Source organism: Pseudomonas sp. KSR10 (assembly GCF_022355455.1).
Lineage (GTDB): Bacteria > Pseudomonadota > Gammaproteobacteria > Pseudomonadales > Pseudomonadaceae > Stutzerimonas > Stutzerimonas stutzeri_E.
Map to the genome: position 1 here is coordinate 271,936 of NZ_JAKOEN010000004.1, position 14,948 is coordinate 286,883.

At 61.2% G+C, this 14,948-nt stretch carries 12 protein-coding genes and 2 tRNA genes; 9 read left to right on the top strand and 5 right to left on the bottom strand.

Going from position 1 to position 14,948, the window contains the following annotated elements; all coding sequences use genetic code 11:
- Positions 1 to 23 precede the first annotated feature (23 nt).
- From MCB86_RS02035 to MCB86_RS02045, 3 genes are read left to right on the top strand one after another with little or no spacing between them, the layout of a single operon-like run.
- Entirely contained in the window at positions 24 to 1,217 is a 1,194-nt protein-coding gene (locus MCB86_RS02035) for a TolC family protein (RefSeq protein ID WP_239609484.1), read from the top strand.
- On the top strand, positions 1,214 to 2,710 hold the full coding sequence (locus tag MCB86_RS02040; RefSeq protein WP_239609428.1) for an efflux RND transporter periplasmic adaptor subunit: 1,497 nt from the start codon (positions 1,214 to 1,216) through the stop codon (positions 2,708 to 2,710). Before MCB86_RS02035 ends, MCB86_RS02040 begins: the two co-directional genes overlap by 4 nt.
- Positions 2,707 to 5,895 carry an efflux RND transporter permease subunit gene (locus MCB86_RS02045; RefSeq protein WP_239609430.1) on the top strand — a complete coding sequence of 1,063 codons (3,189 nt, stop codon included), beginning with the start codon at positions 2,707 to 2,709 and terminating at the stop codon, positions 5,893 to 5,895. The genes MCB86_RS02040 and MCB86_RS02045 overlap by 4 nt, the downstream gene beginning before the upstream one ends.
- On the opposite strand, the gene arsJ is transcribed toward MCB86_RS02045, so the two are convergent.
- From arsJ to MCB86_RS02070, 5 genes are all read right to left on the bottom strand, one after another.
- Positions 5,896 to 7,128 (bottom strand): organoarsenical effux MFS transporter ArsJ, encoded by a 1,233-nt coding sequence (gene arsJ, locus MCB86_RS02050; RefSeq protein ID WP_239609433.1) that lies wholly within the window; start codon positions 7,126 to 7,128, stop codon positions 5,896 to 5,898.
- Positions 7,129 to 7,219: 91 nt separating this feature from the next.
- Positions 7,220 to 8,227 carry an ArsJ-associated glyceraldehyde-3-phosphate dehydrogenase gene (locus tag MCB86_RS02055; RefSeq protein ID WP_239609436.1) on the bottom strand — a complete coding sequence of 336 codons (1,008 nt, stop codon included), beginning with the start codon at positions 8,225 to 8,227 and terminating at the stop codon, positions 7,220 to 7,222.
- A gap of 23 nt (positions 8,228 to 8,250) precedes the next feature.
- Positions 8,251 to 8,577 carry a YnfA family protein gene (locus MCB86_RS02060; RefSeq protein ID WP_239609438.1) on the bottom strand — a complete coding sequence of 109 codons (327 nt, stop codon included), beginning with the start codon at positions 8,575 to 8,577 and terminating at the stop codon, positions 8,251 to 8,253.
- A 26-nt stretch (positions 8,578 to 8,603) separates the two neighbouring features.
- The gene (gene arsH, locus MCB86_RS02065) at positions 8,604 to 9,317 is read right to left on the bottom strand and encodes an arsenical resistance protein ArsH (protein WP_239609485.1); all 714 of its coding nucleotides are present in this window, start codon (positions 9,315 to 9,317) and stop codon (positions 8,604 to 8,606) included.
- A 32-nt stretch (positions 9,318 to 9,349) separates the two neighbouring features.
- On the bottom strand, positions 9,350 to 9,706 hold the full coding sequence (locus MCB86_RS02070) for a metalloregulator ArsR/SmtB family transcription factor (protein WP_045162028.1): 357 nt from the start codon (positions 9,704 to 9,706) through the stop codon (positions 9,350 to 9,352).
- Between the two features lie 195 nt (positions 9,707 to 9,901).
- On the opposite strand from MCB86_RS02070, the gene arsB reads away from it, so the two are divergent.
- From arsB to MCB86_RS02100, 6 genes are all read left to right on the top strand, one after another.
- Complete coding sequence (gene arsB, locus MCB86_RS02075) at positions 9,902 to 10,978, top strand: ACR3 family arsenite efflux transporter (protein WP_045162030.1); 1,077 nt, start codon at positions 9,902 to 9,904, stop codon at positions 10,976 to 10,978.
- A gap of 352 nt (positions 10,979 to 11,330) precedes the next feature.
- Positions 11,331 to 11,975, top strand: a complete 645-nt coding sequence (uvrY, locus tag MCB86_RS02080) for a UvrY/SirA/GacA family response regulator transcription factor (RefSeq protein ID WP_045162031.1) — start codon at positions 11,331 to 11,333, stop codon at positions 11,973 to 11,975.
- A complete protein-coding gene (uvrC, locus tag MCB86_RS02085) occupies positions 11,972 to 13,795 on the top strand; it encodes an excinuclease ABC subunit UvrC (RefSeq protein ID WP_239609441.1) in 1,824 nt (607 codons plus the stop codon). Before uvrY ends, uvrC begins: the two co-directional genes overlap by 4 nt.
- Positions 13,796 to 13,829: 34 nt before the next feature.
- The gene (gene pgsA, locus MCB86_RS02090) at positions 13,830 to 14,387 is read left to right on the top strand and encodes a CDP-diacylglycerol--glycerol-3-phosphate 3-phosphatidyltransferase (protein WP_045162033.1); all 558 of its coding nucleotides are present in this window, start codon (positions 13,830 to 13,832) and stop codon (positions 14,385 to 14,387) included.
- Positions 14,388 to 14,457: 70 nt separating this feature from the next.
- A tRNA-Gly gene (locus tag MCB86_RS02095) sits at positions 14,458 to 14,533 on the top strand.
- A 44-nt stretch (positions 14,534 to 14,577) separates the two neighbouring features.
- Positions 14,578 to 14,651, top strand: a tRNA-Cys gene (locus MCB86_RS02100).
- Positions 14,652 to 14,948 lie beyond the last annotated feature (297 nt).

A 14,948-nucleotide genomic window follows, 5' to 3' on the forward strand; every position in this document is an offset into this window, starting at 1 on the left:
GCGTGGTGGTGTGCTGCGGCGCGATGCTGTTGCCAACGCTGGCTGGCGCACTGACATTGGAACAGGCGCTGCAGCTCGCCGAGCAGCAGTCACCCTCGCTCGAGGCTGAAGCCTCGAAACTGATCGCAGCCAGGCAGAATGCTACGCCGGCGGGTGAGCTGCCCGATCCGAAGTTGCTGCTTGGCGTGCAGAACCTGCCTATCGAAGGGGGCGCGGCCTGGCGTCTCGGCGAGGAGGGCATGACCATGCGGATGGTCGGCTTGATGCAGGACGTCCCCAACCGCGACAAGCGCAATGCCCGTGTCGAACTCGCGCAAGCCAGTGTTGGCCGTGCCGAAGCGGAGCGTCAGGTCGAGAAGCTCAAAGTGCGCCAGGCCACTGCACAGGCCTGGATCGCCACTCATACGATCGAGCTCAAGCTCGAACTGTTCAAGGCGCTGTTCGATGAGAACCGCCTGCTGGCCGAAACCGTGCAGGCAAGGATTGCCGGACGCCGCGGGCAGATCGCCGACAGCGTGATACCCCGCCAGGAGGCGGCTTTGCTGGCCGAGCGTGAGGACGAACTGGTGCGCTTGCGCAGCCAGTCGCGCGCGGCGCTGGCACGTTGGATCGGCGATGCGGGCCAGAATCCGCTGAGCGGCGACCTGCCCAGCTTGGCCGTGAACGAGCAAGCGCTCATGGAGCGGTTGTACCGCCATCCGCAACTTGCTGCGTATGAGCCGATGTTGCGCGAGGCACAAGCGCGCATCGGCGAAGCCACGGCCGACAGGAAGCCGGACTGGAGCTGGGAAGTCGACTACCTCAAGCGTGGCCGGGAATATGGCGACATGGTCAATCTGGTGTTCAGTTTCGACCTGCCGATTTTCCAGCGCTCACGGCAAAGCCCGCGCATAGCGGCAACACACGCGCAACTCAACCAGCTCGAAGCCGAGCGCGAGGCCAGTCGGAGAGCCTTCGCCGAGCAGTTGGCCGGTGATCTGGCCGAACTCGAACGAGTTCGACGCGCCCTGGTGCGCACCAGCGAGGTGTTTCTGCCACTGGCCCGCGAGCGGGCGGAGTTGACCCTGGCCGGATATCGCGCCGGGACTGGCGAGCTGGATGCCGTGCTCGCCGCCCGTCGCGAACTGATCGAAACCCGCCTGAAACAGATCGATCTGCAGGGCCTGCAAGCCGTTGCGGCCGCCCGCCTGAATTTCGCCTATGGAGACGCCCAATGAGCCGGATGTCAGCGAAAACCATCATAGCGATCGGCTTGGCTGCACTGGTCGGCTCTGCCGGCGGTTACTGGTTGGCACAGGAACAATCCCACTCGGTCATGCCGCATGCGTCGGCGCAAACCGGGGCGGCTCCGTCCACTCGAAAAGTCCTCTATTGGTACGACCCGATGGTGCCGCAGCATAAATTCGACAAGCCGGGTAAATCGCCATTCATGGACATGCAACTGGTGCCTCGCTACGCCGATGAGAGCGGCGATGCAGCTAGCATCAGCATCGATCCGAGCGTGACGCAGAACCTCGGCGTGCGGCTGGCGACAGTCACCTGGGGCGAACTCGCCAGCCGGGTCGAGGCGGTTGGTGTACTGGGCTATAACGCGCGCGACGTGGCACTCGTGCAAGCGCGTGCGGCGGGATTCGTCGAGCGGGTATATCGCCTCGCGCCGGGTGACGTTCTGGAAAAAGGTGCGCCGCTGGTCGATCTGCTGATTCCCGAGTGGGCGGCCGCGCAGGAGGAGTTTCTTGCCCTGCGGCGTGTCGGCGAGCCGGCCCTGCTCGAAGGTGCTCGTCAACGCTTGCGTCTGGCGGGTATGCCCGAAGATGTCATCCGCCAGCTGGAGCGCAGCAGCAAGGTCCGTACCCAACTGACTATTCACACGCCCATCGGTGGCGTGTTGCAGGACCTAGCCGTACGTGAAGGGATGAGTATATCGGCCGGTGCTACGCTGGCGTCGATCAACGGATTGCAGAGCGTCTGGCTCGAAGTCGCCGTCCCAGAAGCACAGGGCCGGGCGATACGTGTCGGCCAGAACGCCAGCGCCCGGCTGTCGGCGTTGGACGGCGAAGCGATCGAGGGCAGCGTGACCGCTGTGTTACCTGAAGCCACCGCCGCCAGCCGCACGTTACGTGTCCGCATCGAACTGCCCAACCCTGACGGGATTCTTCGCCCCGGCCTGACGGCAAGCGTGACCCTGGCCGATGCCGGCACCGAACCGGTGCTGCTGATTCCCAGCGAGGCGGTGATCCGTACCGGCAAGCGGGCCCTGGTTATGGTGGCCGAGCCGGGCGGCCGCTACCGGCCCGTCGAGGTTCGTTTGGGGGCGGACAGTGGCAGCCGGACGGCGATTCTCCAGGGGCTCGAGGAAGGTCAACAGGTCGTGGCGTCCGGGCAATTTCTGATCGACTCCGAGGCCAGTCTGCGAGGGCTCACCGCCGCGACACTCGAAGTGCCTAAGCCCGCTCTCGACGCTTCCAGCGCGGCCCCCGCGTTGCACGCCTCGGAAGGGCGCATCGTCGAGCTCGACGAACAGTCGGCGAAGATCTCGCATGGTCCATTCCATACCCTCGGCATGCCGGGTATGACCATGCGTTTCGCGGTGGCCAACCCTCATCTATTGCACGACGTGGCAGTAGAGGATCGGGTGGACTTCGCCGTGCGCGAAACCTCCAGCGGTCTGGTGATCGAGCGTCTGCAGAAGCAGGAGCAACAGCAATGATCGCCGCGCTGATTCGCTGGTCGGTAGTCAATCGTTTCCTCGTTCTGCTGGCAACGCTGCTAATGACAGCTGTGGGCATCTGGGCGCTTCGCACCACGCCCATCGATGCGCTACCGGATTTGTCCGATGTGCAGGTGATCATCCGCACGCCGTATCCGGGCCAGGCGCCGCAGATCGTCGAGAATCAGGTGACCTATCCGCTGACCACCACCATGCTCTCGGTACCGGGGGCGAAGACGGTGCGCGGGTATTCGTTCTTTGGCGATAGCTACGTCTACGTACTGTTCGAGGACGACACCGATCTGTACTGGGCGCGCTCACGGGTGCTGGAGTACCTCAGTCAGGTCCAGAGCCGGTTGCCGGCCAACGCCAAGCCTTCGCTCGGCCCGGATGCCACCGGCGTCGGCTGGATCTACCAGTACGCACTGGTCGATCGCAGCGGTACGCATGACCTGGCGCAACTGCGCAGCCTGCAGGACTGGTTTCTCAAGTATGAGCTGATCACGCTGCCCAACGTCGCTGAAGTCGCCACTATCGGCGGCATGGTCAAGCAGTATCAGGTGGTGCTCGATCCGCTGAAGATGGCCAGCGTTGCGGTGACCCAGGCGCAGGTGATCGAAGCCATCGGCAACGCCAATCAGGAAGCCGGCGGTGCCGTGCTGGAACTGGCTGAAACCGAATACATGGTGCGTGCCTCGGGCTACCTGAAGACGCTCGATGATTTTCGCAACATCCCGCTGCGGCTCAGCGAGGCCGGTGTGCCGGTGATGCTCGGTGACGTTGCGCACATCCAGCTCGGCCCAGAGATGCGCCGTGGTATCGCCGAGCTCGACGGCGAGGGCGAAACCGTCGGCGGTGTGGTCATCCTGCGCAGCGGCAAGAACGCGCGGGAAACCCTGGCCGCGGTGCACGCCAAGCTCGATACATTGAAGAAGAGTCTGCCGGCGGGCGTGGAGATCGTCACCAGTTACGACCGCAGCCAGCTGATCGACCGCGCGGTGGAGAACCTCGGGTTCAAATTGCTGGAGGAATTCGTGGTCGTCGCGCTGGTGTGCGGGATGTTCCTCTGGCATCTGCGCTCATCACTGGTGGCCATCGTCTCGTTGCCGATCGGCGTGCTAATCGCCTTCGCGGTGATGCGCTATCAGGGCATCAACGCCAACATCATGTCGCTCGGCGGCATCGCCATTGCCGTCGGTGCCATGGTCGATGCCGCCGTAGTGATGATCGAGAACGCGCACAAGAGGGTTGAAGCCTGGCGCCACGCCAATCCGGGCCGAACCCTGGAAGGCGAGGAGCACTGGCGCGTGATGATCGCCGCAGCGCAGGAAGTGGGCCCGGCACTGTTCTTCTGCCTGCTCATCATCACCCTGTCATTCATCCCGGTGTTCACGCTCGAGGCCCAGGAAGGTCGGCTGTTCGGGCCTCTGGCGTTCACCAAGACCTATGCGATGGCGGCGGCGGCCGGGCTTTCGGTGACTCTGGTGCCCGTGCTGATGGGCTATTGGATTCGCGGGCGCCTGCCTGACGAGTCGCGTAATCCGCTCAACCGGGGCCTGATTCGCATCTACCGCCCGGCGCTGGAGGCGGTACTGGAGCGTCCGAAGACAACCATTGCCGTCGCGCTGCTGGTGCTCGCCACCACGCTGTGGCCGATGACGCGCCTGGGCGGGGAGTTTTTGCCGCCGATGGATGAGGGCGATTTGCTGTACATGCCATCGGCACTGCCCGGCCTGTCGGCACAAAAGGCCGCTCAGCTGCTGCAGCAGACCGACCGGATGATCCGTACCGTGCCGGAAGTCTCCCGAGTGTTCGGCAAGGCCGGACGCGCCGAGTCCGCTACCGATCCGGCGCCGCTGGAGATGTTCGAGACGACTATTCAGTTCAAGCCTCGAGACCAATGGCGTGACGGGATGACGCCACAAAAGCTGGTGGATGAGCTGGACCGCGCGGTCCAGGTGCCCGGCCTGACGAATATCTGGATTCCGCCGATCCGTAACCGCATCGACATGCTCGCCACGGGAATCAAGAGCCCCATCGGGGTCAAGATCGCCGGTGCCAATCTGGAGGAAATCGACCGCATCAGTCAGCAGGTCGAAGCGGTCGCCAAGGCTGTGCCAGGCGTCAGCTCGGCGTTGGCCGAACGGCTGGTCGGTGGGCGCTATATCGACATCGACATCGATCGTCAGGATGCCGCGCGCTACGGCCTGAATATCGCCGACGTGCAGTCGATCGTTTCCAGCGCCATCGGCGGCGCCGTCATCGGCGAGACAGTGGAGGGGTTGGCGCGTTATCCGATCAGCGTGCGCTATGCGCGGGAATGGCGCGACTCGCCGGACGCCCTGGAGCAGCTGCCCATTCTTACGCCGCAAGGCAGTCAGATCACGCTGGGCAGTGTGGCGCGGGTCCAGGTCAGCGACGGACCACCGATGCTGCGCAGTGAGAATGCGCGGCTCACCGGCTGGGTGTACATCGATGTGCGAGGTCGTGACATCGCCTCGGTGGTGGCCGACTTGCGCGAAGCGGTCGATGCCACGGTGAAGTTGCAGCCGGGCATGAGCCTCAGCTACTCGGGCCAGTTCGAGTTTCTCGAACGCGCCAACGCACGCCTCAAGCTGGTGGTTCCGGCGACCCTGTTGATCATCTTCGTGCTGCTTTATCTGACCTTCGGTCGCTTCGACGAAGCGCTGTTGATCATGCTGACGCTACCGTTCGCCCTCACCGGCGGGGTGTGGTTCCTCTATCTGATGGGCTTCAACCTGTCGGTGGCCACCGGCGTCGGTTTCATCGCATTGGCGGGAGTGGCTGCGGAGTTCGGCGTGATCATGCTGCTTTATTTGAAGAACGCCTGGATCGAGCAGCAGCGTGTCGGAAAGGACGACGCCGCCGGCTTATATGCGGCTATTCGTGAAGGTGCCGTGCAACGGGTACGGCCCAAGGCAATGACGGTGGCGGTGATCGTTGCCGGCCTGCTGCCGATCTTCTGGGGCGCGGGGACCGGCAGCGAGGTGATGAGCCGCATCGCCGCGCCAATGGTGGGTGGCATGCTCAGCGCGCCGCTGCTGTCGTTGTTCGTGATACCGGCAGCGTTCCGGCTGATGCGCCGCCCGGACGAGGTCCGACAGCGGTGCGCGGGTCGACCTGAACGACACGAGCCGGATTTTGTGAGTCCAGCCGAGCGCTGATCAGCCGGCCGATGGGCCTGCCTGACCATGCCGAGGCAGGCCCGTCGAAATCAGGGCTGCCAGCAGCACGAAGCTGCTCGAGACCCACAGGCAAGCCTCCAGGCCGTAGCGCTGGTAGATCCAGCCGGACAGCAGCGTCCCCAGCAACCGGCCGAGGGCGTTGGACATGTAGTAGAAACCAACATCCAGCGACACGCCGTCGGCCTTGGCATAGGAAACGATGAGGTAGCTGTGCAGCGACGAGTTCACGGCGAACAGCGCACCAAATAGCAGGAGGCCGCCGAGCAGCACCGTCTCGGTCGACATGCCGCTGCCCATTCCCAGAGCAATGGCCGCCGGTAGACCGGCCAGCAGCAACGCCCAGATGAACGCCGCGCGGCCGTCCGGAACCTGGTCGCGCTGCTTGTCCGTGATGGCGGGGGCGAAGCTCTGAATGATGCCGTAGCCAATCACCCAGAGCGCGAGAAAGCCGCCAACCTGCCAGAAGTCCCAGCCAAACACAGACGATAGATAGACCGGCAGTGCAACCACGAACCAGACGTCACGCGCACCGAACAGAAACAGCCGTGCGGCTGACAGAACGTTGATGGCGCGACTCTTGGACAGCAGCTCGCGAAACTTCGGCTTTGCCTTGGCCTTGCCCAGGTCTTTTTTCAGCAGGAACAGGCTGGCGCTCCAGATCACCGCCAATGCGATGGCCATGCCCAGCAGTGATCCCCGAAAGCCGATGCCTGCGAGCAAGGCTCCTCCGAGGAAAAAGCCCACGCCCTTGAGCGCGTTCTTCGAGCCGGTGAGCACCGCCACCCACCTATACAGCGTGCCTTGTCGATCCTCAGGTACCAACAGCTTGATCGAGCTTTTGGCACTCATCTTGTTCAGATCCTTGGCGATGCCGGAGAGCGCCTGCGCACCCATCACCCAGGCAATCGTCAGCGACGCTGCGGGTACGGTGAGCATCAGCAGTGCCACTACCTGCAGCGCCAAGCCAACGTTCATGGTGCGGTTGAGTCCGAGTCGCGCGCCCAGGTATCCGCCGATCAGATTGGTGACGACCCCGAATATCTCGTAGAACAGGAACAGCGCGGCAATCTGCAGCGGCGTATAGCCGAGCGTATGGAAATGCAGCACGACCAGCATGCGCAGCGCACCGTCGGTCAGGGTGAAGGCCCAATAGTTGCCGGTGACCAGCAAGTACTGGCGAACATCCGGTGCAAGGCGGGTGAGGGCGTGCATAAGAAGTCCTGATGCGTTGCACTAGCGGTGCGATTCGTGGCGGAGCTGAGCGAATGCCGCGATCAGGCCGAGCCCGATCGTTGTCGGTTCGTTAGCCGGTCAGGCCGACTTTGCGCGCTAGTTCAACGGTACGGTTGGCGTAGCCCCACTCATTGTCGTACCAGGCGTAGAGCTTCACCTGAGTTCCATTGACGACCATGGTCGACAGCGCGTCGATGATCGAGGATCGCGGATCGGTACGGTAGTCGATGGAAACCAGTGGGCGCTCTTCGTAACCCAGGATGCCCCGGAGGGGGCCTTCGCTCGCGGCCGCCTGCAGCAACTGGTTGACCTCATCGATGCTAGTCGGGCGTTCCACCTCGAATACACAATCGGTTAGCGAGGCGTTCGCCAGCGGAACACGCACTGCGTGGCCGTTGAGCTTGCCGCGTAGTTCGGGAAAGATCTCTGCGATGGCTGTCGCCGAACCGGTGGTAGTGGGGATCAGGCTCATGCCCGACGCGCGCGCCCGTCGCAGATCCTTGTGTGGTTGATCTAGGATGCTCTGGGTATTGGTCAGGTCGTGAATGGTAGTGATCGAACCGTGACGGATGCCCAGATGCTCGTGGATCACCTTGACTACCGGTGCCAGACAATTGGTGGTGCAAGACGCGGCGGTGACGATACGGTGTTGCGCAGGATCGAACAACTCGTCGTTGACGCCCATGACGATATTGAGAGCACCGGCTTCTTTGACCGGCGCGCTGACCACGACGCGTTTCACGCCCTGCCGTAAATAGTCTTGCAGAATTTCGACGGTCTTCATCTTGCCGCTGGCTTCGATCACCAGATCGCAATCGGACCAGTCGCTGTCTGCGATCGCCTTGTTCGCGGTCACTCGGATCCGCTTGCGCTCGATCACCAGGCAGTCGTCAGCGCTGCGCGCCTCGTGCTGCCAGCGGCCATGCACCGAATCGAAGTTCAGCAGATGGGCATGAGTGGCGGCATCGCCGGCCGGGTCGTTGATGCGGATGAATTCCAGCTCTGGCCAGGCCCAGGCGGCGCACAGGGCCAGACGTCCGATACGGCCGAAGCCGTTGATGCCTACTTTGATCGTCATGAAAGCCACTCCAGCAATATGATTCAGGTCGTTCGTGGGGCAAACATGATGATTGCCATGCCGAGCAAGGCCACGGCGCAGCCGAGCAGGTCCCAGTAGGTCGGTCGCACGCCGTCCACCAGCCACAGCCAGAGCATCGCCACGCCAACGTAGACGCCACCGTAGGCGGCATACACCCGCCCCGCGGCGGTCGGATGCAGCGACAACAACCAGGCAAACAGGGCCAGCGACAGGGCGGCGGGTACCAGCAGCCAGATGCTCTTGCCTTGCTTGAGCCAGAGATAGGGCAGGTAGCAGCCGATGATTTCCGCAACGGCGGTGACGGCGAACAGCGCAACGGTATTGAGCATTCAGGTCTCGCTAAGTGGCGCGTGGTTCAGATGGAACGCTGGTTGACGCGTCGGGATAAAGCTTCAGCCGACTCCTTGCGTTCGGAATAGCGATCGACCAGATAGTCCTGACGGCCGCGTAATAGAAGGGTGAATTTCATCAGCTCCTCCATGACGTCAACCAGTCGGTCATAGAAGGCGGACGGCTTCATGCGGCCAGCGTCGTCGAACTCGAGAAATGCCTTGGGCACCGACGACTGATTGGGGATGGTGAACATACGCATCCAGCGGCCCAACACGCGCAGCTGATTGACCACGTTGAACGACTGTGAGCCGCCGCAGACCTGCATCACCGCGAGGGTTTTGCCTTGCGTGGGCCGAACAGCGCCAAGGGCGAGAGGAACCCAGTCGATCTGCGCCTTGAATACAGCGCTCATCGAACCGTGCCGCTCCGGAGAGCACCAGACCTGACCTTCCGACCAAGTCATTAGATCGCGCAGCTCCTTGACCTTCGGATGCGTGTCTGGCGCGTCGTCGGGCAATGGCAACCCTGACGGATCGAAAATACGGGTCTCGGCGCCAAGCCGCCGCAGCAAACGCGAGGCTTCGTCGACCATCAGACGGCTGAACGAGCGCTCGCGGTTCGAACCGTACAGCAGAAGAATCCGCGGCGGATGGGGCAGGTCACCTGAATAACCGAGCCTTTCCAGGTCGGGAAGGGCGAACGACTCGTCTTCGATGTTGGGTAAATGCGGCTGCAGATCGGTATCGTTCATGTGGGCTCCTTGTTCGCTCAGCCACATACGGAGGTGCGTTCAGGTCGGTTGCGCATGGCATCCAGACGCTGGCTGCTGGACGCCAGCCAGTGCTTGTTGGCGTTGAGGATGGTCTGAAGCATTTGATGAACCCAGTCAGGCAGGTGCGGATGGAGGCGGTAGTACACCCACTGGCCCTGGCGCCGGTCGGCCAGCAATCCGCAATTGCGGAGCTGCGCCAGGTGGCGGGAGACTTTGGGCTGGATCTCATCCAGGGCACAGGTCAGTTCGCAGACGCACAGTTCACCTTCGCGGGCGATGAGCAACGTCATCCGCGCACGGGTTTCGTCGGCCAGACATTTGAAAACGGTGGTAGGGGTCAAGTGCTCGATCATCGAGAGTCGGTGCCATCGAGAAGATATGGTCTGGCGAATATATTTGTTTCGGCATATTAGGTAAAGGTTTCGTTGTCTTCAAATCAGCATAGGACCTAAGACGGCTATGCTTAAGGGGCCGAAAGCGCTACGCTTTGCGACTATAAACATATCAAACAGCGTATGTCAGTTGTTACCCCGAAACCAGGATTCCGAATGTCCAGTCAATGTGAAGTCGACAAAAGATCTGGGGCGCCGTCGCTCGGTTTCTTCGAGCGTTTTCTGACGGTCTGGGTGTTTTGTTGCATCGTCGCCGGAACGCTGCTCGGGCTCTATGCGCCGACCGCTGCGCGTGCTGTGGGCGGGTTGGAAATCGCCCATGTAAACATTCCGGTCGGCCTGCTGATTTGGGTGATGATCGTTCCGATGCTGATGAAGATCGATTTCTCTTCGCTGCGCGAGGTGTATGCCCAGCGCGTGAGCATGGGCGTCACGCTGTTTGTCAACTGGGCCGTTAAGCCCTTCACTATGGCGTTGCTCGGCTGGCTATTCATCAAACATGTGTTCGCTCCCTGGCTACCTGCAGCCGAGCTGGACAGCTACATGGCCGGGCTGATCCTTCTGGGCGCTGCGCCCTGCACGGCGATGGTCTTTGTCTGGAGCAACCTCTGCAACGGCAACGCGAATTTCACCCTCACCCAAGTGGCACTCAATGATCTGGTGATGGTGTTCGCCTTTGCTCCGATCGTGGCCTTGCTATTGGGTGTGTCATCCATTCCGGTGCCCTGGGATACGCTGTTGTTCTCTGTGTTGTTGTATATCGTGATCCCACTGGCCATCGCCCAGTTCATTCGCGCCCGGCTGATCCGGCGAGGGGCAGCGGCATTCCAGGCAGCGCTGACTGGCAGCGCGCCGTTTTCGATCGCGGCACTGTTGGTCACACTGGTTCTGTTGTTTTCGTTCCAGGGCGAGGCGATCGTCGAACAACCATTGATCATCGCCATGCTGGCGGTGCCAATCTTTTTGCAGACGTTATTCATCGCGGGCCTCGGCTATTGGCTGAATCGTAAATGGCAGGTCCGCCATGACGTCGCCGGCCCCTCTGCGATGATTGGCGCGTCTAATTTCTTCGAGCTGGCGGTAGCGGTCGCCATTGTGCTGTACGGATTCGACTCAGGGGCGGCGCTCGCCACGGTGGTAGGCGTACTGATCGAAGTGCCGGTCATGCTCTGGCTGGTCCGTACGGTCAATCAAAGTCGCGCGTGGTACAGCCGAGCTCTGCGCCAGCCATGACTCCTGTTCGATCGCAGGTGCGATCAACCCATACGCTGGCCTAAATTCCTGAGCAGCCGATTGTCAGTCAGACGACCCACGAGCGATTCAGCTCGGGCAGTAACCCCAGGGCTGACGAGGCGGGCAGACAAAAAGCGGCACCGCCGGTTTCAGGCTATGTTGATCAATGAGTCAGGCTTGCATCTGGCCTCTGATGCTCCCATAAAGGAGCAGGCTGTGGGCGGAGAGGTGATGCCATATGGCCATAACGCGATGTATGGTCTGGGTAAGCCGATGTGTTTTTTGTTAAAGTCCGCCGCTTGCGAAGCGAGCAGTCAGCCAGCTTTGAATTTGCACAGAAAGAGGTGTCTGCTTGATTAGGGTGCTTGTGGTCGATGACCACGATCTAGTGCGCACAGGCATTTCCCGGATGCTTGCCGATATCGATGGCCTACAGGTGGTCGGACAGGCGGAATCCGGCGAGATTGCGCTCAAGAAGTCGCGGGAGCTCAAGCCGGACGTCGTGCTGATGGATGTCAAAATGCCGGGCATTGGCGGCCTCGAGGCCACCCGTAAGCTCCTGCGCAGCCACCCGGACATCAAAGTCATCGCTGTCACTATCTGCGAAGAAGATCCCTTCCCTACGCGACTGTTACAGGCGGGCGCCGCCGGTTACCTGACGAAAGGCGCGGCGCTCGACGAGATGATCCAGGCGATTCGCATGGTCTTTGCCGGGCAGCGCTACATCAGTCCACAGATCGCCCAGCAACTGGCACTTAAATCGTTTCAGCCGAAGGTCAACGGCTCACCCTTCGATCTTCTCTCCGAGCGGGAGATCCAGATTGCCCTGATGATCGCTAACTGCCAGAAGGTCCAGACCATTTCAGACAAGCTTTGCCTGTCGCCGAAAACGGTCAACACTTACCGTTACCGCATCTATGAAAAGCTTTCGGTGACCAGCGACGTCGAGTTGGCGCTGCTCGCCGTCCGTCACGGCATGGTCGACACCATCAATTGATGAGCGGCTTCGATTCCTCCGCTTTTCTGGCTTCCTGCAGCGGACGTCCCGGCGTCTACCGGATGTTCGATGCCGATGCCAAGCTGCTCTACGTGGGCAAGGCGAAAAATCTCAAAAAGCGTCTGGCAAGTTATTTCCGCAAGACCGGGCAGGCGCCTAAAACCGCCGCGCTGGTGGCCCGCATCGCGCAGGTCGAAACCACTATCACGGCGAATGAAACCGAAGCGCTGCTGCTCGAACAGACGTTGATCAAACAGTGGCGCCCGCCTTACAACATCCTGCTGCGCGACGATAAGTCGTATCCCTACGTGTTTCTTTCGAGCGGCGAATTTCCTCGGCTCAGTATTCATCGCGGTGCAAAGAAGGAGGCGGGACGTTATTTCGGCCCGTACCCCAGCGCCGGCGCAATTCGCGAAAGCCTGGGTCTGCTGCAAAAGGCCTTCTTCGTGCGCCAATGCGAAGACAGCTACTACCGCAACCGCACCCGACCTTGTCTGCAGTATCAGATCAAGCGTTGCAAGGCACCTTGCGTGAAGCTGGTCGACGCCGAGGAATATGCAGAAGATGTCCGACATTCGGTGATGTTCCTGGAAGGGCGCAGCAATGCCCTGGCCGAGGAGCTGTCGAAGAACATGGAGAAGGCAGCGGCGGCGCTCGATTTCGAGCGCGCCGCGCAGATTCGCGACCAGATCGGCATTCTGCGTCGCGTGCAAGATCAACAGAGCATGGAAGGCGGCAGCGGTAACGTCGATATAGTCGCCGCCGTGGTGAGCCCTGGCGGTGCCTGTGTGCATTTGATTAGCGTGCGTGGCGGGCGGGTTCTCGGCAGTAAGAATTTCTTCCCGCAGGTCGCCATCGAAGAGAGCGTCAGCGACGTGCTCCAGGCATTCCTGGAGCAGTACTACCTCAGCTCCATGGAGCGCGATCTCCCCGCGGAGCTGATCGTCAATACGGTTCACGAAGACTTCGATACCTTGATCAGCGCGGTTGCAGAGCTGCGTGACGTCGAGTTGACGATCACCCACCGCGTTCGTGGAACCCGAGCACGCTGGCAGCAGTTGGCCCTGACCAACGCCGAGCAGGCGCTCGGGGCGCGGTTGGCGAACCGTCAACATTTGGCCGCCCGTTTCCAGGCCCTGGCCGAGGCGTTGGAGCTGGACGAACTGCCCACCCGCCTGGAATGTTTCGATATCAGCCATTCCAGCGGTGAGGCTACGGTCGCGTCCTGTGTGGTATTCGGTCCGGAAGGGCCGCTGAAATCTGATTACCGTCGCTACAACATCGAAGGTGTCACTGCCGGCGATGACTATGCAGCGATGCATCAGGCGCTCTCACGGCGATTCAAGAAAGCCGCCGAGGGGGAGGGCAAGCTCCCCGATATATTGCTGGTGGATGGCGGCAAGGGACAGTTGAACATGGCCCGTGAGGTCCTGCAGGAGCTTGCCGTGCCGGAGCTGATCCTGCTGGGCGTGGCCAAGGGCGTGACGCGTAAACCCGGTCTGGAGACGCTCTATCTCAATGACGCCGCGCATGAATTCACGCTGCCTGGCGATTCCCCGGCGTTGCATCTGATCCAGCAAGTACGCGACGAGGCTCACCGTTTCGCCATCACTGGCCATCGCGCACGCCGCGCAAAGACGCGAACGACCTCTACGTTGGAGGGTGTGCCGGGCATCGGACCGAAACGTCGTCGCGAACTGCTCAAGCACTTTGGTGGTCTTCAAGAACTCTGCCGCGCCAGTCTCGATGAAATCGCCAAGGCGCCCGGGATCAGCAAAAAGCTCGCCGAATCGATTTATGCCGCTCTGCACAGTGAGTAGAATCGCCCCCTAAATCTGCGGATCAGTGGTATCGATGAACATTCCAAATATTCTCACCGTGCTACGTGTACTGCTGATACCGATTATCGTCCTGTTGTTCTATCTTCCTTTCCACTGGAGCTATTTAGCCTCGAGCGCCGTGTTCACCGTTGCCGCGCTTACCGATTGGCTGGACGGTTACCTCGCCCGTAGGCTCCAGCAAAGCACGCCATTCGGTGCCTTCCTCGATCCGGTCGCGGACAAGCTGATGGTGGCGGTGGCACTGGTGTTACTGGTCGAAGAACATTCGAACCTTTGGCTGACCTTACCGGCGGCCATCATCATCGGACGCGAGATCGTGGTGTCGGCTCTACGTGAGTGGATGGCGGAACTGGGCGCGCGGGCCCAGGTGGCGGTCTCCAGCCTGGGTAAATGGAAAACGGCGGCGCAGATGGTGGCGCTGGTGATCCTTTTAGCCAACCCGCCACTGGTAACTGTTTGGGTAGGGCTTGGCTATGCATTGCTAATCATCGCTGCCGCATTGACCTTGTGGTCGATGATCAATTACCTGATGGCCGCCTGGCCCCACCTAAGTCCTACAGAAAAGAAATAAAAAACTTTTTTAATCAAAGGCTTGACGGGGGGCGCTGAAACTATAAAATGGCGCCCGTCACCAAGACGATGCGGGAATAGCTCAGTTGGTAGAGCACGACCTTGCCAAGGTCGGGGTCGCGAGTTCGAGTCTCGTTTCCCGCTCCAGTTTGTTGACGATGACGCCGCAATATGCGGCGTCATCGTTTTGAGGCCGGTTGGCAGAGTGGTTATGCAGCGGATTGCAAATCCGTGTACGCCGGTTCGATTCCGACATCGGCCTCCATTAGTGAAGAAACCGCAAGCGCAAGCTTGCGGTTTTTTTATGCCTTCGATTCGGCGGGTTGGTATTCTGGCGCTTCCGACTCAGACGTGTCTGGTCGTCCAAGGCTTGATCGAGGAGCCCGCTAACGGAACTGCAGCGAGCCATTGCACAACCAAATCCGAGCACTGGATTGATCCTGGCCTATCGCGCTGAACGCAGCTCTTCCATCTCCGGCGTGCCGTTCGGGTTGCACCTCGACGGGTGGCTGGTTATAGTCCTGCGCCGCGATCGAGCATCGCGCTCACCGTCCTGCCCGGA